Annotated in this window: 14 protein-coding genes and 4 pseudogenes; 5 read left to right on the top strand and 13 right to left on the bottom strand. The window is 53.4% G+C overall.

The window, feature by feature from the left end:
- Positions 1–7: 7 nt before the first annotated feature.
- The 13 genes and pseudogenes from QMX88_RS08255 to QMX88_RS08320 all read right to left on the bottom strand — a co-directional run bounded on the left by QMX88_RS08255 (position 8) and on the right by QMX88_RS08320 (position 18,163).
- The gene (locus QMX88_RS08255) at positions 8–1,114 is read right to left on the bottom strand and encodes a PAAR domain-containing protein (RefSeq protein ID WP_282368107.1); all 1,107 of its coding nucleotides are present in this window, start codon (positions 1,112–1,114) and stop codon (positions 8–10) included.
- Positions 1,111–1,718 (bottom strand): annotated as a pseudogene (locus QMX88_RS08260) (DcrB-related protein). Before QMX88_RS08260 ends, QMX88_RS08255 begins: the two are co-directional and overlap by 4 nt.
- 21 nt (positions 1,719–1,739) lie before the next feature.
- A pseudogene (tssI, locus tag QMX88_RS08265) lies at positions 1,740–3,125 on the bottom strand (type VI secretion system tip protein TssI/VgrG); the annotation flags it as partial.
- Between the two features lie 365 nt (positions 3,126–3,490).
- Positions 3,491–4,084 carry a suppressor of fused domain protein gene (locus QMX88_RS08270; RefSeq protein WP_282368109.1) on the bottom strand — a complete coding sequence of 198 codons (594 nt, stop codon included), beginning with the start codon at positions 4,082–4,084 and terminating at the stop codon, positions 3,491–3,493.
- A 301-nt stretch (positions 4,085–4,385) separates the two neighbouring features.
- Complete coding sequence (locus QMX88_RS08275) at positions 4,386–5,015, bottom strand: hypothetical protein (RefSeq protein WP_282368110.1); 630 nt, start codon at positions 5,013–5,015, stop codon at positions 4,386–4,388.
- Positions 5,016–7,930 (bottom strand): annotated as a pseudogene (locus QMX88_RS08280) (RHS repeat-associated core domain-containing protein); the annotation flags it as partial.
- 136 nt (positions 7,931–8,066) lie between these two features.
- Positions 8,067–8,669: an imm11 family protein gene (locus QMX88_RS08285; RefSeq protein ID WP_282368112.1), complete on the bottom strand. Its 603-nt coding sequence runs from the start codon at positions 8,667–8,669 to the stop codon at positions 8,067–8,069.
- Positions 8,670–8,678: 9 nt separating this feature from the next.
- Positions 8,679–10,111 (bottom strand): annotated as a pseudogene (locus QMX88_RS08295) (RHS repeat-associated core domain-containing protein); the annotation flags it as partial.
- A gap of 422 nt (positions 10,112–10,533) precedes the next feature.
- The gene (locus tag QMX88_RS08300; protein ID WP_282368114.1) at positions 10,534–10,977 is read right to left on the bottom strand and encodes an Imm26 family immunity protein; all 444 of its coding nucleotides are present in this window, start codon (positions 10,975–10,977) and stop codon (positions 10,534–10,536) included.
- Positions 10,974–15,224 (bottom strand): RHS repeat-associated core domain-containing protein, encoded by a 4,251-nt coding sequence (locus QMX88_RS08305; protein ID WP_282368115.1) that lies wholly within the window; start codon positions 15,222–15,224, stop codon positions 10,974–10,976. Before QMX88_RS08305 ends, QMX88_RS08300 begins: the two co-directional genes overlap by 4 nt.
- A 5-nt stretch (positions 15,225–15,229) precedes the next feature.
- Positions 15,230–15,679 (bottom strand): DcrB-related protein, encoded by a 450-nt coding sequence (locus QMX88_RS08310; RefSeq protein WP_282368117.1) that lies wholly within the window; start codon positions 15,677–15,679, stop codon positions 15,230–15,232.
- 28 nt (positions 15,680–15,707) lie between these two features.
- On the bottom strand, positions 15,708–16,298 hold the full coding sequence (locus tag QMX88_RS08315) for a hypothetical protein (protein ID WP_282368119.1): 591 nt from the start codon (positions 16,296–16,298) through the stop codon (positions 15,708–15,710).
- Positions 16,299–16,309: 11 nt separating this feature from the next.
- Positions 16,310–18,163 carry a type VI secretion system Vgr family protein gene (locus tag QMX88_RS08320; RefSeq protein ID WP_282368121.1) on the bottom strand — a complete coding sequence of 618 codons (1,854 nt, stop codon included), beginning with the start codon at positions 18,161–18,163 and terminating at the stop codon, positions 16,310–16,312.
- A gap of 750 nt (positions 18,164–18,913) precedes the next feature.
- On the opposite strand from QMX88_RS08320, the gene QMX88_RS08325 reads away from it, so the two are divergent.
- The 5 genes from QMX88_RS08325 to QMX88_RS08345 all read left to right on the top strand — a co-directional run bounded on the left by QMX88_RS08325 (position 18,914) and on the right by QMX88_RS08345 (position 22,785).
- Positions 18,914–20,380 (top strand): DUF6861 domain-containing protein, encoded by a 1,467-nt coding sequence (locus QMX88_RS08325; RefSeq protein ID WP_282368123.1) that lies wholly within the window; start codon positions 18,914–18,916, stop codon positions 20,378–20,380.
- A gap of 2 nt (positions 20,381–20,382) precedes the next feature.
- Positions 20,383–20,682: a hypothetical protein gene (locus QMX88_RS08330; protein ID WP_282368125.1), complete on the top strand. Its 300-nt coding sequence runs from the start codon at positions 20,383–20,385 to the stop codon at positions 20,680–20,682.
- Positions 20,683–21,087: 405 nt separating this feature from the next.
- Positions 21,088–21,363, top strand: a complete 276-nt coding sequence (locus QMX88_RS08335) for a DUF6966 domain-containing protein (protein ID WP_282368128.1) — start codon at positions 21,088–21,090, stop codon at positions 21,361–21,363.
- Between the two features lie 214 nt (positions 21,364–21,577).
- Positions 21,578–22,504, top strand: coding sequence for a hypothetical protein (locus QMX88_RS08340; protein ID WP_282368130.1), 927 nt, complete (start codon positions 21,578–21,580; stop codon positions 22,502–22,504).
- Positions 22,501–22,785 carry a hypothetical protein gene (locus QMX88_RS08345; RefSeq protein WP_282368132.1) on the top strand — a complete coding sequence of 95 codons (285 nt, stop codon included), beginning with the start codon at positions 22,501–22,503 and terminating at the stop codon, positions 22,783–22,785. The genes QMX88_RS08340 and QMX88_RS08345 overlap by 4 nt, the downstream gene beginning before the upstream one ends.
- The last annotated feature ends 253 nt before the right edge of the window (positions 22,786–23,038 follow it).

Below are 23,038 nucleotides of genomic sequence, written 5' to 3' on the forward strand. Positions count from 1 at the left end.
TTCCTATTTATCGTATTGGCGGATAAAATTGAGCGCCAATCATGTTATCGATCTCAGTTGCCTTATCTAACAATTGCTGCTTCGTAGGCGAAACATTTTCCCTATAAAACCTGTTCCACTCTTTTCGTATTGTACTCAAATGCAGCTCTGAATTTTTTTCTTTAGGTATTCCGCGAAGATTTTCAAGGAAGTGGAGTTCCTCGGTTTTCACTAAATCAGGGTACCGCTTTTGGACCTGCTGCTCCACAGCATGATGGACAACCACCTTACCCTTTGACTCAGGATTGGCTTCGAAAAAGGTAGCTCGATAATCATCTGACGTCGCCTTCCCAAAAGAAGCCTTCGGCGTCCTAGGCACGACCTTGATATTGGCTAAATTCGATCCAATACTCCGAGTTTGCACCTCATACCGCGCGCCAAACCAGCCTCCCAAAAGCGCCCCGCTGAACGCCATGACCTTCTGCTCATTCGAGTCTTCCCCGAACCATCGGCCACTTAAGATACTGCCAATACCCCCGAGTACCGCACCGTCTATAAATGCAGTGATCGCTACGAGGGGCGACGTTAGGACCACAGCGCTACCGAACCCGATCCCGCCGACCAACCAGTGAAGCCATGGCTCAACCTCAGGGTTAATGTCGTCAGGCTGTTCGGTCGGGCCACCGATGTTGACGTTGCCAGAGCCAGCACTGATTTTCCCGTCACAAACGGTGCGATCCCCCACCCAAGCGGCAGGTTGACCGTTTATGTGAACCGTGCGGCTACCTTCCGCAATAACTTGCGGCACCGAGCCATGTTTGTCACACGTTGCAGTATCAACATGAGCTCGTGCTGCGGGTTTTCCGTTGGTGAAGACGTTTCCTGATCCTTTGAATATGTGTCCGGCCTTGTTGGTGCACCAAGACAAACTGCCAATCAGTTCTCCAAATCCCGCCGACAACGCCATGACCGCGCCAACGGCGGCCACCGCTGCCAACCCACCCGTGGCAAGGATGGTGAAGCCCGCTGCCAACCCGACCACCACTGCCGCAGCGCCGACGGCTAACCCCAGGAGCAAACCTTCCAAGGCCGACGTGTGCTCAATCGGGTCTCCGACTCGGGCGGCCGCACTCATACCGCAGCGGCCTCTCCACTCCGCTCGTCACCAGGGTTTGGCGGCATTCGTAATCCGAGGGTTTCGACGACGGAAGCAAATGCCTCACGCTCGGCTGGCGTCATCCCGCCTGGGTTATTACTGGTCCCGGTGATCTGCATCAGCAACGGTTGTTCATGCTCATCACGGTGCAGGAAGATCAGCTGCAATTGGTGAACAGGCTGTCCCTGCTGCCGCCATCTGAATTCAACTTGTCTAGCGTCGACGCCTGCGGCCGTTGTGGGGAAAAGCGGCTCGACCCAGTCCAGGTGAGCGAGGGTTTTACTCAGCTCAGCTCAGCCAGCAGTTGCTGCGCTACCGTTTCTAAATCGGTATCAGCTGCAACGACCGAGCGGCCAATCACCAGCGAGAATGGGCTCGGCCCAAGATCCGTCAAGGTGAATACGTGAAAGGTCTTGTCCTTTAAACTCTCCGGCCGCACGAAGCTCAATTCGTTGGTCTGAAAACGCTCGTGGGGTTTCGGAATCAGGTTGGCTATTCGCTCTTGTTCCAGGCGTTCAGCTTCCAGGCGTTGTTCTTCCGCAATGCGTTTCTCTGAAATCCGGTCATACATACTGGTGCGCATGGGGCGTTCCTTGTCCGTCTGCTACTTGTTCAGGTTGATGATCGATTTGCCTTCGATGTCCACGACGTTGCCGGACAACGTGATGGTGCCGTCGGACTTCATGGTCAGGGAGCTGGCGCCCACTTGCAGCGTGATAGAGGTGGTGGCGGTGATTTTCACTTCACCCTTCTTGACGGAGAGTTCGTACGCCCCGTCCTCAACATTAATGGCTGTCTGCAGGTGGATCGTTTCGGTGTGGGTGCCCCCGACCTTGATTTCACGATTGCCGCCAACTTTGTAGATCTCATTCGCCTCGATCTCGGTTTCCATATCCCGTTCGGCGTGCAGGCTGACCTTCTCAGCGCCAGACTTATCTTCAAACATGAGGGAGTTGGCATTCGAGCCTTTACCCTTGATTGAACGTGTCAGAAAACCACTCTTCGTCTTGTTCGCCGGCAACGACCATGGCGGGGTGTTCTTGCTGTTGTAGACGCTGCCCATGATCAGCGGGCGGTCGGGATTGCCGTCCAGGAAAACCACAACCACTTCATCGCCCACGCGCGGAATCTGGATGCTGCCGAAACCGCCACTGGCGCCGGACTGGGCGACGCGGACCCAGCAGGAGCTGTGGTCGTTGTACTTGCCGTTGCGGTCCCAGTGGAACTGGACTTTTACGCGGCCGAGTTCGTCGGTGAAGATTTCTTCGCCCGGCGGGCCGACGATGATAGCGGTCTGTGGCCCGGCGATGGTCGGGCGTGGCGTGGACAGTTGCGGGCGGAAGGGAATCTTTTTGCGCACGCAGGAGAAGGTGTTGTAGTAGCTCGCCTGATGGCCGTTGAGGTAATTGTTGTGGCCTTCGCTTTCGACGCCCATCAGCAGGAACTGGCGATCGTCGGCCGAGCCCTGATCGTGGTCGTAATGCTGCACCAGCTCGAAGGTATAACCGGGCTTCATCGCACGGCAGTTGCTCGCGCCTTCGAACTTCTTGCCGCGTATTTCCAGGGCTTCCATGCGCAGGCGCAACAGCGTTTCGCCCTCGTCGTAAGTGCCATGGGTGTACTGGCCGGGGAAGTCGTAGATCTCGAACGTTTCGACGTCGCCCTGTTTGTTCAGGCTGTTCATCCCGACGGGCAGACGGTTGTTGGACTGACGGTAGTCGAAGGTCTGCACTGCCATCTTGCCCGCCTGCAACTGGCGGTTGCCGCTCCACTGAGTGATGGAGTCTGCGGTCTCGGTGACGGACGCGGTGTGGAAGCGGATCTGCGGTTGTTCCGGCAACGGCTGCAGCATGCTGGAGTCATCGCAGATGATCATGGTGTGGCCTTCGGCGGTGTGCCCTAAGTAGTAAAACATCCCTTCTTCTTCCAGCAGACGCTGGACGAAGTTGAAATCGGTTTCGCGATATTGAGTGATGTAGGTGTAGCGCTTTTGCGATATGTCAGCTTAAGTGGAACGATGACAACATTAAGCCAGCGCCCTCGCTTGAAAATAAGTAAAGGACATCTACACCAACTTCAGAGATCAAACATTCAGCATATTTGAATAAAGGCATTAACATTCCGACTGGACGATCGGGCGACAGCAGCCGAGCTAAATATTCAACCCATACAAACAGCATCGGAACGCATAAATTCGCACCCAACGCTTACTACCAGATATGAGCAACTTTATTTATAAGGATGTTTGGCCGTTTAGACTCAGCAAAACGAGCAAATTTTCACAATCTTATCTAATCCCAACGAACGACGACATCATAGAGCCCATTAGTAAGAAACACAGTTGAACACATGAGATCAATCAAACCTTACTAGCGGCCTTTGAGTATTTAAGGTATTAATCCCCTGCTCGGAAAGCAAGTCATCAAACGCATAACCACCAAACTTTTCGATGAATACTCTTTCAACCTCATAAATCGCTACGCACTGTAACCAATTAATCTTTAAATTTTTAAAACTTAACTCTGGAAAGTGAGAATCATTCCAAATGCAGGGCACAGTTAAATAGATGCGAGGCATAATAGGATCGGGCAGATAGTCCTGAAATATGTTTGGAACAACATCTCCAGGCATCACAGCTTCTTTGCGCTTTTGAATGAAGAAAGCGGCTGAAGCGACAGCGTTCTCCCAATAGATTTCGGGGGTTAGTGCCGCAGCACCTAATTCCACACGAGTTCCAAACTCGTCGCCGTCTGCATCAAGCAACGAAATTTCAGAAAGACCGATGGACCCAATTGACTTGACACCCTTATGCACTGGATCAAGAGTGGTAAGGAACTCAACTGACAATGCTCTATTGTCGTCGTAGTAGACTTGAACCTTTAGCTCACCTTTGAGAACTTGAAGAGTACGTTTAGCAATTGCGCGACTCTGGTCACTTGGGGTGGACATCCTAAGGCCCTGATTAGACGATCACTACCGAATCAGGCAGCTTGCTTGATGAAAAGTAAGCTGTATAGCAATGCGGTGCAGTCATAACGTACTGCCTCAAGAAGCTCAATAGGGTTCATCGACGCTTCTGCACCAATAACCAAAAAACATCAACGCTCTGGAATTCTGGAAAGTGGCAGCAAGAGCCTAGTTCGATCAGTTTAAGTCGAATAGCAACTCACCGCATTCGTGACGAGCTGCCTTCTAACGGAGCAGTTGATCACGAATGCATACACGCGTCGTTAATATATTAAGTTTGACTCTAACCCCCCAATTCACTCCAAGGGTCATACATGAAATGCTCGTCAATAGGTATAAAGTTAAGACCCTTCAGCCCTTTTTTAATAGATTCATCAACGAATCTTTGGCTACACGCATGTTCCATTAATTCTGAGCACCAGAAGAAATCCCTATCCAGACCGTTTCTAACTGAAAACTTTTTTATCCAGTTATAACAGTGTGCTCCAGGATAAAATTTATTGACAGCAACCTCTCCAGTGGTGAGATTTTTCTCTAATGAAAACTCTGACTTCTCCTCATCCAGCAATGCAGCCCACTCTGCCGCCAGATAAAAGAAATAATCCTTACTTGGCTTTCCACCGTGAGCCATACGCACTTCAACAGGAACTGCTCTATATTTAACACCTAGAAGATCACACACCTCGATAAACTTATGAGAAACAAAGCGCCTCGGTGATCCGATATAGTCAAAATCCAAATCCACATCATCTAAATCAGTGCACTGAAAAATATGCTTATTCTTAATCACATACTTGTCCGGCTCCGGATCGTACGCTTCCCATTCCCAGTCACAATTCTCTTCCCCAGCCAAATAGATAGGGCAACCACTAGAACCGCCTGCATATTCTACTATGTAAAATTTGTGACCCATCTACTTTAATCCCCCTGTGATTGCATCAACCGCATATTTTCCGTTCTCTAAGCCCTCCCGAGCTATTCGTTGGATGTTACCAATACCCAGCGCAAGCTGGGTATCACTTAATGCGCCCCGTCCAAACAGCTTGTTTAGCTTATCTAATTCCGGGCGAATGGCTGCGGTATATTCTTTATGACTCGTCCAATGGCCCGGTAGATCGAGAATCTTTGCAAGCGACGGATTGTCAGGTAGAAACATGCCATTCGACGGCCCGTCGTTTCTGAAACCGATGCTTTTCAATTTGGAGAACATACCGGCGTAGAGTTTATCCTTCATTAACTGCTCCGGGATCAGATGGTGATTCGCCATATCATCACCAACTTTATGCCCCATCGCTTGACCGAGCTTTGTAGAACACAGTCCCAAAACGTCTACCTCGCCCAGCGGGCTTAGTACGTACTGATAAAGATTTATGCCCCCTAGTAGCCCTATCGGATCTTGTGTGATGAACCGCCCTACACCCGGATCGTAATACCTGAACGTGTTGTAGTGCAGGCCCGTCTCATCGTCGAAATACTGACCCTGAAACCGCAGGTTCTGCTCAACCTCATTCACGGCAAGCGTTTCGACCTCGCCCCATGACTTGTATGTCGCTTGCCAAACGATCTGGCCGTCGACATTCGTCATCTCAAGCGGCGTGCCGATCTGATCGGTGTGGAAGTAGTAAAGCTTTTTCTCCTCTTCGCCTTCGTTTTGGTCCACTCGCGCCAGGGGCGCATAGCTTCCTGGCTCGTAAATATAGAGGCTGCTCTGCCAAGGCGTTTCCTCACGCAGCATCCGCAGGCCTTGCCACAGAAAGTGCTTGTGCTCAGTCTGGCCATCAATCTCGGACATCTTGCCAACGCGGCGGCCCAGACTGTCATACCGGTACGTGCCGATGCTGTGCACCTGGCTGTTGACCAACGTTTCCGCACGCAAAAGCCGGTCTTCGCAGTCGTAGGTGAACGTCTGCAGCTTGGATAAGCCCGACCGCTTCTCAATCAGGTTGCCCCAGGCGTCGTAGGTATATTCCTGATCGCGCCAGCGCTTGATGCGGTTGTCTTTCACCTGATCAAACTGGCTGGTGTTGAAGTTCAGGCGGTTGGCCGCAGCGTCATACCGGAACTCTTCGCTATCGACGAGTTTGCCGGTGTCACGGCTGTGCAGTTGGCCGTTCGCTTCATACTCGTACTTGATCTCACCGCGTAGCTTATCGAGCGTGCGGCTCAGCTCTCCCGCAGGATCGTACTCGTAGCGCCGATGTATCGGGTTGTACGCATGATCCACCAGCAACGAAGTGTTGATGCCTGGGTTCTGGATCTGCGATAGCTTGTCCGCCGGCAACGTCGACGCAAACTGCCAGCTCTTGCGGCCCATCGCGTCGTAACCGAAGCAACTGGTTAGCTTGCCCTGGGACCGATAGACCTCGCGATGCAGATCATCGCGCTCCATGTCGCTGATGAGCATTCCATCGAGGTTGAGTTGGTGCAGGTGACCACTGCCGTAGTACAGGTGATTCAGGTGTTGGCCAGTCGGCAAGGTCAGCGTGGTCAGGTTGCTTAGCGGATCGTATTCGTATGTCAGCGCACCTTGCGGCGTGGTTTCTTTTACCAAACGGCCTAACGGGTCATAGCTGAAGTCTAAAGTTTCCTCCTCGACACCCAGTTTTTTGCCAATGCTCGAAGGCAGCCGATGAATGCTGAGCAACCGGTCCGCATCGTCATATACGTAATCCTGCCGAGCATCCAGGTTGACCTTGGCCAGCAACCGTCCAATCACATCACGCTCGAATTCAGTGCTGCGCTGCGGCCGCTCTGCCCTGTCCCCGTATCCGATTTCATCCAACCGCGTCAGATGCCCACCCAGGTTGTAGCTGAACCGGCGCGTCAGGTTGACGATGCGTTTTTCTTCAATCAGGCGGTCAGAGGCGTCGTATTCGAAGGTGTACGTGGCGTTGTTTTCGTTGACCAGCGCCGTGAGCCGAATCGCCTTGTCGTACTCGTAACGGATGCGCTGGCCTTTGGCGTCTTGCCGCGAGCTTGGCAGGCCGCGCTCGTTGCGTTGCAACCTGATGATCTGGCCCTTGCCGTCGGTATGAGTGAGTACTTGTCCAAAAGCGTTGTACGTAAACGCTTCTTGTGTGCCATCAGGATGTTTGATGCGCAGTACTTCACCCGCGGGTTTAAGCTCCAGCTCGGTGGTCTGACCCAGTGCGTCAGTGACCGAAACCAGCTGCAGGCGCTCGTTGTATTGGTACGTGGTGCACTTTCCAGAGCAGTCCTGAAACTTCTCAACCTGTGCGTGGTTGTTCCACCAGATGAATTTCGACTTGTGGTTGGCATCGATGATGGTGTGTACCAAACCATCATCACCGTGGAAATACTCGGTGCGCTGGTCTAGCGCGTCGTATTCCTCTATCAGGTTGCCCTTGTTGTCGTAATGGCCCTTCCAGGTACTCCCGTCGGGATAGCTGACCTGCTTGACCAGTGAGGTCAGATGGTGATGCTGATAGCGCGTGCTGCGACCCAGCGGGTCGACTTCCTCAATCAGGCGCGAGTACTCGTCGTATTTGAGCGTCAGTTGGTTGCCGTCGGGCAGCGTCAAGCCGACGATGTTGCCGAAGTCATCGAGCGTAATTGCGTACTCTTCACCACCGAAGTCACGGCTAGCGGTGACGCGGCGATCGGCGTTGTAGTGAACCCGCGCCTCGCGACCCAGTACGTCTGTGACGCGGGTGGCTGCCCGTCAATGGTTCCCCAGCGGCAGTCACAGCTCAGCCCCAGCGCATTGTTGTGGCTGACCATTACGCCTTCGGCACAGCTGAACCGGCTCATGTAATCGGTTTTACGATTGATGACTTCGGTGAGCTGACCCTCGCCGCAGCGGTACCGAACCGATTTTCTAGATCGCATGAAATTCGACGACTAAGGTAATCTTCATATCACCCGCATTACCGCATTGACCGTTATTCTTACCCTCACACTAAGGACACCAAAATCCTAAATACTGATAACACGATTGAGCGGGTCAAAAGCCTTCCAATGGTGCGTAGACATAAGCGTCATTAATCTCGGTAAAATTCAGACCGGTCAAGCCTAGACTTTCAAACTCTAGCTTGAACTTAGCTGAACAAACGACACGCTTAATCTCCTCACAATAGAAAAAGTCTAGCCGGACATCCTCTTTGATGACAAATTTGTCGATCCTACTGAATACATCAAAATCGCCGCGCTCCCCCCTCGGACTAAGTAAACGCTCATCCATCAACTCGAACTTAGAAGCGCCTCTATCCAGCATTGAAACTCTTCCGGTCACACAAAAGAAGTAATAGTCTTTAACGACCTTTGTATTTCGTGCAGTGACTATCTCAGTCGGTACTGAGATAAACTCCGCTTCTAGGGACTCACACAGCCGAACAAAGTTAACACTAGCAATGAAGTCACCTAACAAAACGTCGACGCTCAAGCTCTCAACCTTTGCTTTGAGCGTATAGCGGCTTTCGAACATTACGCCTACTGGACTAGAGCGAGGCAGCTCAAAGCTCGGCAGCTCTGGAGACCACTCGGACTCAAAGAAATACGGGATCGACTCTCCATCGGGATTACTATCGACAACATAATAACTGTTCATTTTTTCATCTCACATTAATCCACCTGTAACAGGATTCACTTTGAATGCCCCATTTTGAAGTCCTGCGCGCGCCCAGTCCTGGATGCTCTTCATTCCAAGCCCTAATTGTAGATCACTCAGTGAAGGTGCGATCGCGCTAAGGCCTTGGAGTTTTTCTCTAACTGCAGAGGTATAAATCGGATGGTTTGTCCAATGGCCGGGCAAATCTATGGTCTTCACGGCTTCCTTATCAGGAAGAAACATTCCATTTGAGGGACCATGGTTTTTAAAGCCTATTGCGTTAAGCCGCGAAAACATCGGTTTGAACTCGGGCGCTTTCATCAGTTCTTGTGGGATAAGATGATGGTTGCCCATCCCATCTCCACTTCTCGCGCCCATGGCCCGCCCTAACGCGCGCGCGCACCATCCTAACGGATCGATCCAAGTATTAGAGTTAGGAGCATACACATACAGGTTATTGCTTCCCGATAGTCCAATCGGATCTTGGGTGATAAACCGCCCAACCTCCGGATCGTAATACCTAAACGTGTTGTAGTGCAGGCCCGTCTCATCGTCGAAATACTGACCCTGAAACCGCAGATTTTGCTCAACTTCACTCACGGCCAGCGATTCAATTTCGCCCCACGCCTTATGCGTCGCCTGCCAAACGATCTGGCCATCGACATCCGTCATCTCCAGCGGCGTGCCAATCTGGTCGGTATGGAAGTAGTAAAGCGCCTGCTCTGCCTCACCTTCGCTCTGGTCAACCCGGGCAAGTGGCGCGTAGCTTCCTGGCTCTTAAATATAGAGGCTGCTCTGCCAAGGCGTTTCCTCACGCAGCATCCGTAGGCCTTGCCAGAGAAAGTGCTTGTGCTCAGTCTGACCATCAATCTCGGACGTCTTGCCAACCCGACGACCCAAACTGTCGTACCGATACGTGCCCACGCTGTGCATCTGGCTGTTGACCAATGTTTCAGCACGCACGAGACGATTTTCGCAGTCATACGTAAACGTCTGCAGCTTGCTCAGCCCTACCCGCGTCTCAATCAGGTTGCCCCACGCGTCGTAGGTATATTCCTGATTGCGCCATTGCTTGATGCGGTTGTCCTTTACCTGATCGAACTGGCTGGTGTTGAAGTTCAGCCGGTTGACCCAGTATCGCGACTGTGCAACTGGCCGTTGGCCTCATACTCGTACTTAATTTCCCCGCGTAGCTTATCTAGCATTCGGGGCAGTTCACCTGCCGGATCGTATTCATAACGCCGATGAATCGGGTTGTACGCATGATCCACCAACAACGAGGTATTGATGCCTGGTTTCTGGATATGCGACAGCTTTTGCGCAGGCAATGTCGACGCTAACTGCCAACTCTTGCGATCCATAGCATCGTAGCCAAAGCAGCTGGTGAGCTTGCCTTTGGACCGATAAATCTCGCGATGCAGATCACCGCGTTCCATGTCGCTGCGGCCGGTCGTGACGTCGACCGGATAGCCGATAATATCGACTAAGACTCATCCGATTGTCGGCCCAATTATCTCGATGCCCGCGACGCTGCTGGTGGCGAAGGTCGCGCAGACGCGTAACGCGAAGGGCCCTGCAGCCTTCAACCCTTGCGTCCACGCCAGCCTGGCCGCTGATGCCACCGCTATGCCCACCGATGCGACGATCATCAGTACGTCAGCACCGACGCGGAGCCGCCAGGGCTCTCATCATCAATATCAAGGCACTGAACCCTGCCGCACCCAATAAACACATCGTCCCAGCCGGATTAAATCACGGTACCGCAGGTCAGCCTGCCACCACGATATGCGGGCATTGATTACTGCCCATTTACCCTGCTAAAAATAGGCCTTATTTTATGTTGAGGCTGCACGCGTTCCGACTACTAGTGTTGATTTAAATATCTATCAACCAAGACGTACCCAGCAACAGCCATTTCCAAGTAGTTTTTATACTCCTCGATAGCAAGGACTCTCACAGGCTCGCCAGAACGATATAGAGTACCTGCCATATGGAACTCAAGGCTCACCAATTTTTCATCTCTTATCGGGCCATTTCCAACCACAGGCCACTCTCCAGAGAGAAGATTATCCACGGCAGTAAAAATCACTCTAAAAGACCCTTTGTAATCCTGGAAACTCAAGTAGCTTACTTCTTCAGAAATACCTTTTTCATCTCCTACGGATAATACACAGAACGCAAATACTCTCTTGAATTTTTGCCCTGGACAATTCCGTCCGATCCATATAGCCTGACATATGGCTTGTCTCCCGTCAGACATCGGTACGGTGAAGTAATCACCATTACTCACTATCTGTTTAGAACTCATAATCCAATACCCTTCATTTTCGCCAATGCATCAGCTAGTATTTTAGCCCCCCAATCGGAGCTGTGCCCTGCTATGTCATACGTTACTGAGTTAGGGTTAGCTGGACTGTAGGACCTGATCTCATTGAGAAGATTAGTTGCTTCATTAGTAGATTTAGCCCCACCCTTAATGTCCATGATAGATTGCTCGAGAAACTTAGCCTCAGCCTTCGTCAGATTATTATCGAAAATTATACGCTGATCTAAATGTGACTTACCTTCTGTAGCCGCATGCACAGCCAACCGCGACGTGGCATCACCACGACCAACGTATTTTACTTTGCCATTGTCAACCAGTACATAAAGCCCTTGGCCGTTGAGTTTATCGTAGTTCGCACCGGTACCGCCTGCGCTGCGCTCTGATGGCTTCCCCTTACAAGGAGTAAGCCCTAGCGGATCAATCCATGCGATCGTATTGCTTGCATACTGGTAAAGATTCCGCCCACCAGCCAATCCAATCGGATCCTGAGTGATAAACCGCCCAACCTCCGGATCGTAATACCTGAACGTATTGTAGTGCAGGCCCGTCTCATCGTCGAAATACTGACCCTGAAACCGTAGGTTCTGCTCAACCTCACTCACGGCTAATGATTCGACTTCACCCCAAGCCTTGTAAGTCGCCTGCCAGACGATCCGGCCGTCGACATCCGTCATCTCAAGCGGCGTGCCAATCTGGTCGGTATGGAAGTAGTAAAGCGTCTGATCTGCCTCACCTTCACTCTGGTCAACCCGGGCAAGCGGCGCATAGCTTCCTGGCTCATAAATATAGAGGCTGCTCTGCCAAGGCGTTTCCTCACGCAGCATCCGCAGGCCTTGCCACAGAAAATGCTTATGCTCGGTTTGCCCTTCAATCTCAGACGTTTTTCCAACCCGCCGACCCAAGCTGTCATACCGGTACGTACCGACGCTGTGCAATTGGCTATCAACCATCGTCTCAGCACGCACAAGCCGATTTTCGCAGTCGTAAGCAAAGGTCTGCAGCTTACTCAGCCCTACCCGCTTTTCAATCAGGTTGCCCCAGGCGTCGTAGGTATATTCCTGATCGCGCCATCGTTTGATGCGGTTGTCTTTCACCTGATCAAACTGGCTGATGTTGAAGTTCAGGCGGTTGGCCGCAGCGTCGTATCGAAACTCTTCGCTATCCACCAGTCGCCCAGTATCGCGACTGTGAAGCTGACCATTCGCGTCATACTCGTACTTAATCTCGCCACGCAGTTTGTCGAGCGTACGGGTCAGCTCTCCCGCTGGATCGTACTCGTAGCGCCGGTGAATCGGGTTGTACGCATGATCGACCAGCAGCGAAGTGTTGATGCCTGGGTTCTGGATCTGCGACAGCTTTTCAGCCGGAATAGTGGACGCAAACTGCCAGCTCTTGCGTCCCATGGCGTCATAGCCAAAGCAACTAGTCAGCTTGCCTTGAGAGCGGTAGACCTCCCGATGCAGGTCATCGCGCTCCATGTCACTGACGAGCAGACCGTCGAGGTTAAGTTGGTGCAGGTGGCCGCTGCCGTAGTAAAGGTGATTGAGGTGTTGGCCAGTCGGCAATGTCAGCGTGGTCAGGTTGCTGAGCGGATCGTATTCGTAGCCCAGCGCCCCTTGCGGCGTGGTTTCTTTGATCAAGCGGCCCAACACGTCATAACTGAAGTCGAGAGTCTCTTCCTCAACGCCCAGCTTCTTGCCAATGCTTGAAGGCAGCCGGTGAATGCTGAGCAATCGGTCTGCTTCGTCATAACCGTAATCCTGCCGCGCATCCTGACTGACCTTGGCCAGCAGCCGCCCAATCACATCACGCTCAAATTCCGTGCTGCGTTGTGGCCGCTCTGCCCTATCGCCGTAGCCGACTTCATCAACCCGCGTCAGATGCCCACCCACGTTGTAGGTGAATCGACGTGTCAGGTTGTCGATGCGTTTTTCTTCGATCAGGCGATCCGAAGCGTCATAAGCAAATTCATAAGTCGCATTGTTTTCGTTGATCAGCGCAGTGAGCCGAATCGCCTTGTCGTACTCGTAACGAACGCGCTGGCCTTTGGCGTCTTGCCGCGAGCTTGGCAGGCCGCGCTCGTTGCGTTGCAACCTGATGATCTGGCCCTTGCCGTCGGTATGAGTGAGTACTTGTCCAAAAGCGTTGTACGTAAACGCTTCTTGTGTGCCATCAGGATGTTTGATGCGCAGTACTTCACCCGCGGGTTTAAGCTCCAGCTCGGTGGTCTGACCCAGTGCGTCAGTGACCGAAACCAGCTGCAGGCGCTCGTTGTATTGGTACGTGGTGCACTTTCCAGAGCAGTCCTGAAACTTCTCAACCTGTGCGTGGTTGTTCCACCAGATGAATTTCGACTTGTGGTTGGCATCGATGATGGTGTGTACCAAACCATCATCACCGTGGAAATACTCGGTGCGCTGGCCTAGCGCGTCGTATTCCTCTATCAGGTTGCCCTTGTTGTCGTAATAGCCTTTCCAGGTACTCCCGTCGGGATAGCTGACCTGTTTGACCAGCGAAGTCAGATGATGATACTGATAGCGCGTGCTGCGACCCAGCGGGTCGACTTCCTCAATCAGCCGCGAGTACTCGTCGTATTTGAGCGTCAGCTGGTTGCCGTCGGGCAGCGTCAAGCCGACGATGTTGCCGAAGTCATCGAGCGTAATTGCGTACCCTTCACCACCGAAGTCGCGGCTAGCGGTGACGCGGCGATCGGCGTTGTAGTGAACCCGCGCCTCGCGACCCAGTACGTCTGTGACGCGGGTGGTGCGCCCCTTGAAGTCGTAGTCAAAATTGAAATGTTCGCCGTCGCTGGTCCAGTGCTCGACCACACGCGGCTGGCCGTCAATGGTTTCCCAGCGGTATTCGCAGGCGAGGCCGAGCGCGGTGCTGTGCCGCGTCATAACGCCATCGGTGTAGCTGAAATAACGCAGCGTGTCGCCGTTGCGATTACTGACCTGGCTCAACTGGCCGTTGTCGTCATAGCGATAAGTGACCAAGGTTTCGAACGCTTGGTCACCGACGATGCGTTTGACCTCGGTAAGGCGACCGAGTGGGTGGTTGTAGTGCAAATGCACGCGCAGGCCCCCGGTCGCGCTGATGTCAGTTAACTTACCGTCGGCCGTGCGTGTGAAGTGCAGAAAATGGCCGAAGGCGTTTTCGATGCGTTGAAGGGGGACTGAGGTGTTGTTTTCGGGCACTTCGCCAAAGTAAAAAAAGACGTTATCAAGCGTCTGCAGCAGGTAGTGGCCGCCCTCAGTGCGGACGAGAAAAATCTGCTCGTGCGGGTTGTATAGGCGCTCACCGGGGTTGATACCCACAAACGGCACGGTGCGGCCTTGGTTATCGGTCAGGTAAACGAAACCGTTGTAGCAGCGCAGGCTTTGTTCCCACGGAAGCACCCAACCTTTGCCAAGGGCGCTGTCGACGTTGAGATCGCTGGCGTAGAAGCGCGACCACTCGAGCGGCATCAACCCCGGCAAGCTGAAGTCGGTTTCATCTGTCAACAGTTTGCGGCCGGTCGTGGTGTCGACGGGATTGCCGTGCAGGCCGCCGAGTACGCGGCCCAGCAAGGGGCCTGCGACGTAGCGACCGAGTAAATCACCACCAAATACTGAAGCCATGAATCCGACCGCGCAGGGACCGGCGGCCTTGAGGCCGGCTTGTGCACCCAGCTTGTAGATGTTCCAGATCAGCTTCGCGCCGCCTGCGGCCCCCATCAGAATGTCAACGCCGTATCGAAGCGGTGCCGGTATTTCATCGTCAATCGGTAGATAGGCCTGAGTGCCACCACCGATTCTTACATTGTCGGATCCTGTCGCAATTTTGGCCCCGCACGTCAGCTTGTCGCCCTTGCGTGCCGCAGGATTACCATTGATGAAAACGTTGGTAGAACCTTCGGCAACTAACACCGTAGGCGGATGCTTGGTGCATACGCCTACGCTGGCGATGGCGTAGGCTGCATTGAGGGAATTGATAAATACATTTGGGGATGCGGTTTCGATATTACCGGCGGGCGAGCTAAATAAACTCCCCGCCATCTCACCCAACCATGCGATTCCGCTGCCCATGGCGCCGAAAGCCATACCCAACAGAAAACCGCCAACACCTGCAGTGCAGAAGGTAAAACTGAGGTAAGCGACCACCGCAATACCCACTAGAGCGCCTACTAAGAAGCCGCTCAAAGCGCTGGTATGTTCTATTTCATCATGTAATCGGGCGGCCTCGAACATGGGGATTATTCCTGTTCAAGCGTGGGGGAGTTGAGCACAAAGCTGGCCAGTAGCTCGTTCCACTGAGCGTTTTGCGCGGTTGTGAAATCCAGCTGGCTCGTGGCGGAAAACACCAGCACGCGCGCCGGCGCGATGATAAAAGCGGCCTGACGTTGGTGAATAGGGCGCTTTTCGACGATATGGTAGGCGCTGATCTGCAAACCATGAAGCGGCTGGTCAGCGTTTAATGCCGCAGATTTCTTATCCAGCACTGTATAACCGCGCAATTTGGAAGCCATCAGCTTGAGTTGACGCTCAAGATAAGCACTGATGTCTTCACCAGGCAGCGTGTCATCACGCGAGATAGTAATGCTAAGCGAGGCAGGACCACTGCCATTCAGCGCGAAGATATTGACCGAACGGTCCTGAAACCCTTCCGGCAATGCGAAACGGCCTTCTTGAATCTGATAGTCCATGGGAATACTTTCCTTGAATATGTGTCGTTCAGACGCCTGCCAAGCCGTCGAGCATTTGATCAAACTGCAACAACCACTGACTGAGCGCTTCGCTGTTCGGATCGACTTTGCAGCCAATCGACAGCCACTGGGGTGCAATCCCTCCGGCATGGGGGACCAACCCTGCAACAAAACGACCGTGGTGGTCGCTATGGCCGACGTTGAAACGATAATCCAGTGCTAACGCAGGGCTACCTGCCAGCAGGCATTCTCTTTTCCGGATAATGCGCATCTGCGGGTGACTCTGCTGCAACGCTGCAATAGCTTCATCAAACAATAGTTCGAGCGTTTGTTGCTCACTGACAGTGCGACGTCGTACCGACACCTCTACAGGCTCACCATTCTGGTCAAGCGTGAGTGTCAGGTTCTGAATGCTGAAGCAGCCAGGAAACGCAAAGTTGAACCCGCCAAAATTGAAACTGCTGGGGCTTTCAGTCATAGGCACGACAGGTACCACGACAGGCGCAAGCGCCAGCGCCTCAGCCTCGGCTAAAGCCTGTTCAGCTTGCTGTTTTTCAAGTGCCTCTCGGGCCAGACGTTGTTCAGAAATACGATCATACATGCTGGTGCGACGGATCATATTGAGTGCACTCAATCGTTAATTTGAACGGTTTTGCCAGTGATAGTCGTTTCAGCTGAGCTTTCAGTAACAATGACGTTGCCCTTTATCTGAATACCATCAGGGGTGATAACGATGCTACTTTCGCCGCATTGCAGGACAATTTGCTGCTTGGCCTCTATGTAGATGTATTTGTTGTCCACCAACAACTTGAATGCCCCATCCTGCACGTTAATAACCGTGTCTTGCTTGATCGTTTCGGTCTGGGTGCCGCCTACGGTGATGGTCCTGTTATTCCCCACCTCGTGCTTTTCATCCACCTCAATCTCGGTGTCCAAATTGCGCTCGGCATGCATATGGATCTGCTCGGCGCCGGACTTGTCCTCAAAGCGGAAGAAGTTCGCCGTGGCCGCACTGCCCTTGGTCGAGCGCGTCAGAAAACCACTTTGCGTCTTGTTCGCCGGCAACGACCACGGTGGGGTGTTCTTGCTGTTGTAGACGCTGCCCATGATCAGCGGGCGGTCGGGGTTGCCGTCTAGGAAAACCACCACGACTTCATCACCCACGCGCGGAATCTGGATGCTGCCGAAACCGCCGCTGGCGCCGGATTGGGCGACGCGAACCCAGCAGGAGCTGTGGTCGTTGTACTTGCCGTTGCGGTCCCAGTGGAACTGGACTTTCACGCGGCCGAGTTCGTCGGTGAAGATTTCTTCGCCCGGCGGGCCGACGATGATGGCGGTCTGTGGCCCGGCGATGGTCGGGCGTGGCGTGGACAGTTGCGGGCGGAAGGGAATCTTTTTGCGCACGCAGGAGAAAGTGTTGTAGTAGCTCGCCTGATGGCCGTTGAGGTAGTTGTTGTGGCCTTCGCTTTCGACGCCCATCAGCAGGAACTGGCGATCGTCGGCGGAGCCCTGATCGTGGTCGTAGTGCTGCACCAGCTCGAAGGTGTAACCGGGCTTCATCGCGCGGCAGTTGCTCGCGCCTTCGAACTTCTTGCCGCGGATTTCCAACGCTTCCATGCGCAGGCGCAACAGCGTTTCGCCCTCGTCGTAGGTGCCGTGGGTGTACTGGCCGGGGAAGTCGTAGATTTCGAACGTCTCGACGTCGCCCTGCTTGTTCAGGCTGTTCATCCCGACGGGCAGCCGGTTGTTCGGCTGACGGTAGTCGAAGGTCTGCACGGCCATCTTGCCCGCCTGCAACTGGCGGTTGCCGCTCCACTGGGTGATGGAGTCTGCGGTCTCGGTGACGGACGCGGTATGGAAGCGGATCTGCGGTTGTTCCGGCAACGGCTGCAGCATGCTGGAGTCGTCGCAGATGATCATGGTGTGGCCTTCGGCGGTGTGCTCGAAGTAGTAAAACATCCCTTCTTCTTCGAGCAGACGCTGGACGAAGTTGAAGTCGGTTTCACGGTATTGGGTGATGTAGGTGTAGCGCTTTTGCGGCTTTGTCAGGCGGAATTCATGGCGGGAGAATGCCGGGCACAGGGCGAACACCTGAGTCACCACTTCCTCGACGGTATTGCCCTGAAAGATCCGCGTGTCGAAGCGGTTTTTCAGCATCGAGAACCAGGGGTTGAGCGTCGCGGTGTAGCGGGCCATGCCGCCGTCGCTGCCGGTGCTGGCAAAGCGCGTGAGGTAGCCAGCGATATAGCGCGGCGTGCTGTCGGCCAATTCGATTTCGATGGTGACCAGTTGCCCCATCATCGATTTGAGCTCGACCCCGGAGTCTTCGCAGATCAGCAGCAGCTCGAAGCTGTACGCTTGGGACAGCGCTTCCCGACCTTTGAAGGTTTCGAGCAGCAGTTGCTGTTCCGGGTTGGCGAGGTTATTGAACTTGAACAGGCGCCGGTTCTGGGGCGAGAGCAACGCGGCAAGGTCCATCATCATGAAAATCTCCTGGATGGCACGGGGTAGAACGCTACCGCCATGCTCAGCAACAACAGGTTACGAGCCGACAAGGGGGCCGGAGCCCTTGTTGCATCGTCGCTAACGGGTTGATGACGCGCCACCGGGCGGGTTCGCCATCGGCCGTGAGGGCATTCCTACAATCACGTAGGACCCGAGCTACAGACGCTTCTTTAAAACAACAGTCTCGAAATCGACGGTTGCGTCCGTGCTTGAGTGCACAAGAGGTTAGCAACGCCATCTGATTCCGGGTAAGCATTCTATTGCTGGACACTGCGACCGCGCCGCAATGCGAAAGTGCCACCAGGCACAGTAAATCGCGAACGACATCACAGTCTCAGAATCGTTACAGATGGTTCACAGCGGCAAAGGAGACACTTATGCGCCTCCCGCTGTCAACCCGGTGAATCGATTTTGCGGAGGGTTGTGCAGGATGGTGGATCCCATCTGAAATTTCTTAACCGTCGGCTAGATGTCTCGGAATGCCCGTAATCACAGGCCCTTGCCGGGGGTTGTAGGCATTAGTTGGTTGAGTGAGGGTGTTCTGCCATCATTGCTCAGTGTAAAAAACCTGAGAAAAATGCCCGTCGCTGGAAATTAAATCGTACTTTAGCGGTCGATAGCGGGCTTGAGGTCTCCTGCTGGCAACGTGCTAGCTGTAACGGCCAACCGCAACTCCCACGCTCACTCAAGGCGCTCCATGGCGCCCTACTCCAGGACTGTGATGTGTAAATGGACTTTTTAGCCAACATACCTAGCTGGGACGACATCGAGCGGAATCTCGACCATAAGTTCGGCGCGATCAACCAGAGCATCGATCAGGGTCTGCAGAGCGCCAACGACGGTTGGGACGGGTTCACCCGCCGACTCAGCAATGGCGCGAGCCAAGTCTACGCCGACCATGGCGGGGCACGGATCGATCACCTCCGGCAAGCATTGGCTCTCTCCTACCCGATAGTACAGAGTGACCTGACGCGCAAGTGGGCGTCGATCAACATTACGGAAATCTTGCCTGTATTGCTCGAGTTGGTGCAGGACGTGGTGATGATATTGGGGGGAAGCGTTGCGGTGGGGGGCGCGGTTGGAGGCGCGGTCGGCTCGCTTGCTTTCGGCGCGGGTGCGCTGCCGGGAGCAGTGGCCGGTGGCACCATCGGCTTGCAGGTAGGCAATTTAATACTGGCTACACTAGGTCTCTGGTCAATCACAGGTTATTTCGCCGAGGGTTTACAGCCATGTGCCGAGACATTGTGGGATGGGCTCACTACAGCTTGGCATGCTGAAGAAGGTCTGAAACCACCTGGACTTGATCCCACCGGTGCGTCTGCGGCAACCATTTTGGAACGTACCGAACGAGCCGCTCGGCAGTTAGCCAAAGGTCAGGAACAACTCGTATTGTTGCTACTGACCGCGATAGTGACCTATCTCACTCGTGGTCAGCTTAAGACAGGTGTAACAGGCGCTTTAGATAGCATCGCAACGCGCAGTGCGAAGCTTCAGGCAGAAATATCGAATAGGAAGTTCGCGGACTGGTTGGCGCGTAACGAGCGTGCCATTCTGGACGATCCGGATTTGCAGATTAAAGAGGTAGGGCCCTGGAACGCGGAAAACCCCGAACTTTTGGCAATGAGGGAATACTATGCGAAACAAGATCCAGACTTTTCGCCCTTGGAAAAGCTGGTCAAGGAAACTAAAACATTCAAGCCAGACGGGGTATCAACGGCTGAAATTGATTCATACCTGACTACCTCAGAAGGCAGAGAATATCTTCAAGCGGCGCGTGCAGCGGACCCACTTGCGCCCGCGAAGACGATATATGAACGGGTCAGCGGCCAACTGGCCTCAGGCACTGCACTGCCCGTAGCCAAGACAATCAACACACCCCTGATAAAAATCGTTATCGAAGGTGGTGGAGAACCTAAGTTTTCGCCCTACTTCACCACGTATGAAGATTTTATGAAAGCGGCGAAATCAGACTCAACACTCGCTGAGGCATTAGGACTACCGCTAGTTAGCGAGGGCGCAAAATATTCAGTTTGGGAAATTACCCCGTTGGCGCCTGCTAAGGTTTACATAACCGAAATCGCTCCCACAAGTGAGTTTGGGGGCGCAGTGATGAGAACAGGCGGTGCGACGCAATACCTTATTCCAAATCGCGGAGATTGGTCACCCGCCAAACCTATAGGCTTAATTGGAAATTAACCATGAACATCCAAAAAATTAGAGAACTAGCAATTGCACTTGAATATCAACTACTGATACATGCCAAGATAGATCCAGAGGCCGCGGCTCTTCATGCTGACCTGACACCATTATTGATCCAAGCGAAAGCTGGCAACCTCACGAGCCCGCTTGAAGTGCGAGACGTTCCGGGACGTTATCGCTTTACAGAGAGAAACCTGCAGCAGTACCGCGATTTGGAAAATGCATTCGCGGAGTTCTCGATTGAGGCGAGAGGGGGAGAGACGCCGGCTTTGAAATGGCTTCAAGAACAGATGAAGTGACAACCCGCATTCCGCAGATAAGAATTATGAGCCCCCCGGCGCCTAGATCATCTGGTTTTAGCTAACTTTGTGATCGAGGGTGACCGGCGGCGAGGTGCTGTCGTTAAGACGGTAGATCGAGCGTAGGAGTAAGGGCCGAACCGTGGGTAGAGCTATCGACTACTTTCTGCCCTACGCTAGGAGCGTTCGGGATCGCTACATTATCAACCCGAAAAGAAAATAGTGAGACCATGGTTGCAATCGTAATACGACCACTCTAGCTACGGTTTGACTCTTTAAATGTACGCACTAAAAATATCTGAATTAGCCGGTATGCAATGACAACAAGGAATTTGAATTTAGCGCTATCTCGCTTGAACCGAAAAGCTCAAACGCAGTTGAATTGACAGGATCAGGAGCTCAGAGATGACGAATAGTATTCCGATGTGCGCAATCATGACCCGCATGTCTGCGTTACTAGGTGCCGGAAATAAAGAAGAGCGGGCTGAGCGCCTTGATGAGTATCGAGCAGATATGAATCACGATTATGACCTCGCTCTCTCACAAATAATAGAATTGTATGGAGGAATGGGTTCGCTGACCGACATCGTTTTGTACTGTAACGGCCAGCCCTTGATCGACGAGAACAATGAGTTTGCCAAATTGCGCACCCGGTTATATGAGCTCTGCATGCAACATTAGCTGTCTCTGTACCCCATCGCTGTCGCATCCGCCGCCGAGCAGCAAGGTTGGGGCTAGCTGAAAAAAACGGCACGGGCACAGGAAGCGTTGATAGTAATCACGCCGGGTATGCCATGAATCCAGCTACACCGCTCCACTCTCTAGAAAAAGCACCACCTACCCTGCCCCGCGCCTAAGGCCGCGCACCCATTCAAAGACAAGGACGCAAACTCTCATGCAACCAAACAACTCCCACACTTCTTCCGACACCGGCGAGCTGATCGCGACGTTCCGCCAAGGCAAGGCCTTTTTGATTTTCGGCCTGATATTGGCCGTTGTATTTTTGGGCCTCGCCGCGTTCGTCTTTTATCTGAGCACGATTGTGCCGATGGGCCATAACGGCCCGGTCACGCTTCACACGTCCCGCGGGATGACCATGAATTTCGCCAGCCAGGATGTCGTATTTAGTTTCACGACCGGCTTGTTGGCCCTTATCGGTCTATGCCTGTTGGGTACCACCGCTTGGCACAAGAAGCTGCGTAATACCGACTATGAAGTTTTTGAAAACGGCATCGTGCGCATCACTAAAGACCAGCGCGTCTACACGGCGTTTGCCGAGATAGAGGACCTGTACCTGTTCAGCTCCGGGCAAACTGTATTGACCGGCCTGATCACAAACCTAGCCTATCGTCGTAATGCCTCAGAGCCCTTTCATCGAGTGGTCGATACCTTGAAAGGCTTCCAGGCATTTCAGGAACTGGTCCGTGACTTACACGTCCGCGCACGCCTGCCGGCTTTGGCCGAAGCGCTGGAGGCGGGCCAGTCGACCACCTTCAACTGCATCAGTTCAAAGCAGGTCTGGGGCAAGCGAGTAACGGGCAACTTCCTTAAAGTGACCACGGCGCCAATTCTTCTGAGCCGGGACTTCTTCGAGTACCAAGGCAACAAAGTGCCGATGTCGTCACTGCGCACGGTAGACCTCAGCGCCTGGACCGAAAACGTAGTGATCAAGGATGAGAACGGCAAGCCCGTATTGTCAACCATCGCCACAGGCATCCTGAGCCATGACCTGTTCCTCAGCACGCTCGATGTCGTATTGGCGGTTGAAGAGCAGGGACGCGAGCCAGCGTCCAATGTCTTCGAAATGAACATCCAACGATGATCTATCGCGGCGCGGGCTGGATGACTCTGTTAACACCACTGGCCATGGTGCTGTTACTGAGCTGGTTGTTGATGGACCCCAGCGCTAAATCCAGTGATTTATCGCTCATGCAATTCTTGCTGGCAGTGGGTATTGGTTCAGCCATCAACGTTGTCCTGGGCTTTGTGTTGAATCGCGAGCTTCACCCCAATGGCGTTCGCCACCACTTCTTTTTCGTGCCGATGCAGTGGCCGGCGCTGGCGATCATGCTTGCCTGCGCAGTGGTTGCTTTACTGAAATAGGCTCAACGGCCGCTCGGCAAGGGCGGTCGGGTTTCGACTTGTTCAAGGCTCACACGGTAGGTTGTGTATGTGTCGCCGTCCTCCATATAAAGGTTGCTCCGGTAAGTCGAAACGGCGCCTTTGACCCATGCCCATCGATAGATGAGGTGAATCACATAAACCCCTTCTGCTACGCAACTGGCCTCGCGCCCTGCCCTGCCGAACCAAATTCCTAGTGAATGACGTCAATCAACATCGTGCTGGCTCGGTCGCT

The sequence above is a fragment of the Pseudomonas sp. PS02290 genome, from assembly GCF_029960075.1.
Taxonomy (GTDB): domain Bacteria; phylum Pseudomonadota; class Gammaproteobacteria; order Pseudomonadales; family Pseudomonadaceae; genus Aquipseudomonas.

Excerpts from the sequence above, each read along its gene's own strand:
- QMX88_RS08255 (WP_282368107.1), bottom strand. The coding sequence starts at position 1,114 with ATGAGTGCGGCCGCCCGAGTCGGAGACCCGATTGAGCACACGTCGGCC.
- QMX88_RS08270 (WP_282368109.1), bottom strand. The coding sequence starts at position 4,084 with ATGTCCACCCCAAGTGACCAGAGTCGCGCAATTGCTAAACGTACTCTT.
- QMX88_RS08275 (WP_282368110.1), bottom strand. The coding sequence starts at position 5,015 with ATGGGTCACAAATTTTACATAGTAGAATATGCAGGCGGTTCTAGTGGT.
- QMX88_RS08285 (WP_282368112.1), bottom strand. The coding sequence starts at position 8,669 with ATGAACAGTTATTATGTTGTCGATAGTAATCCCGATGGAGAGTCGATC.
- QMX88_RS08300 (WP_282368114.1), bottom strand. The coding sequence starts at position 10,977 with ATGAGTTCTAAACAGATAGTGAGTAATGGTGATTACTTCACCGTACCG.
- QMX88_RS08305 (WP_282368115.1), bottom strand. The coding sequence starts at position 15,224 with ATGTTCGAGGCCGCCCGATTACATGATGAAATAGAACATACCAGCGCT.
- QMX88_RS08310 (WP_282368117.1), bottom strand. The coding sequence starts at position 15,679 with ATGGACTATCAGATTCAAGAAGGCCGTTTCGCATTGCCGGAAGGGTTT.
- QMX88_RS08315 (WP_282368119.1), bottom strand. The coding sequence starts at position 16,298 with ATGATCCGTCGCACCAGCATGTATGATCGTATTTCTGAACAACGTCTG.
- QMX88_RS08320 (WP_282368121.1), bottom strand. The coding sequence starts at position 18,163 with ATGATGATGGACCTTGCCGCGTTGCTCTCGCCCCAGAACCGGCGCCTG.
- QMX88_RS08325 (WP_282368123.1), top strand. The coding sequence starts at position 18,914 with ATGGACTTTTTAGCCAACATACCTAGCTGGGACGACATCGAGCGGAAT.
- QMX88_RS08330 (WP_282368125.1), top strand. The coding sequence starts at position 20,383 with ATGAACATCCAAAAAATTAGAGAACTAGCAATTGCACTTGAATATCAA.
- QMX88_RS08335 (WP_282368128.1), top strand. The coding sequence starts at position 21,088 with ATGACGAATAGTATTCCGATGTGCGCAATCATGACCCGCATGTCTGCG.
- QMX88_RS08340 (WP_282368130.1), top strand. The coding sequence starts at position 21,578 with ATGCAACCAAACAACTCCCACACTTCTTCCGACACCGGCGAGCTGATC.
- QMX88_RS08345 (WP_282368132.1), top strand. The coding sequence starts at position 22,501 with ATGATCTATCGCGGCGCGGGCTGGATGACTCTGTTAACACCACTGGCC.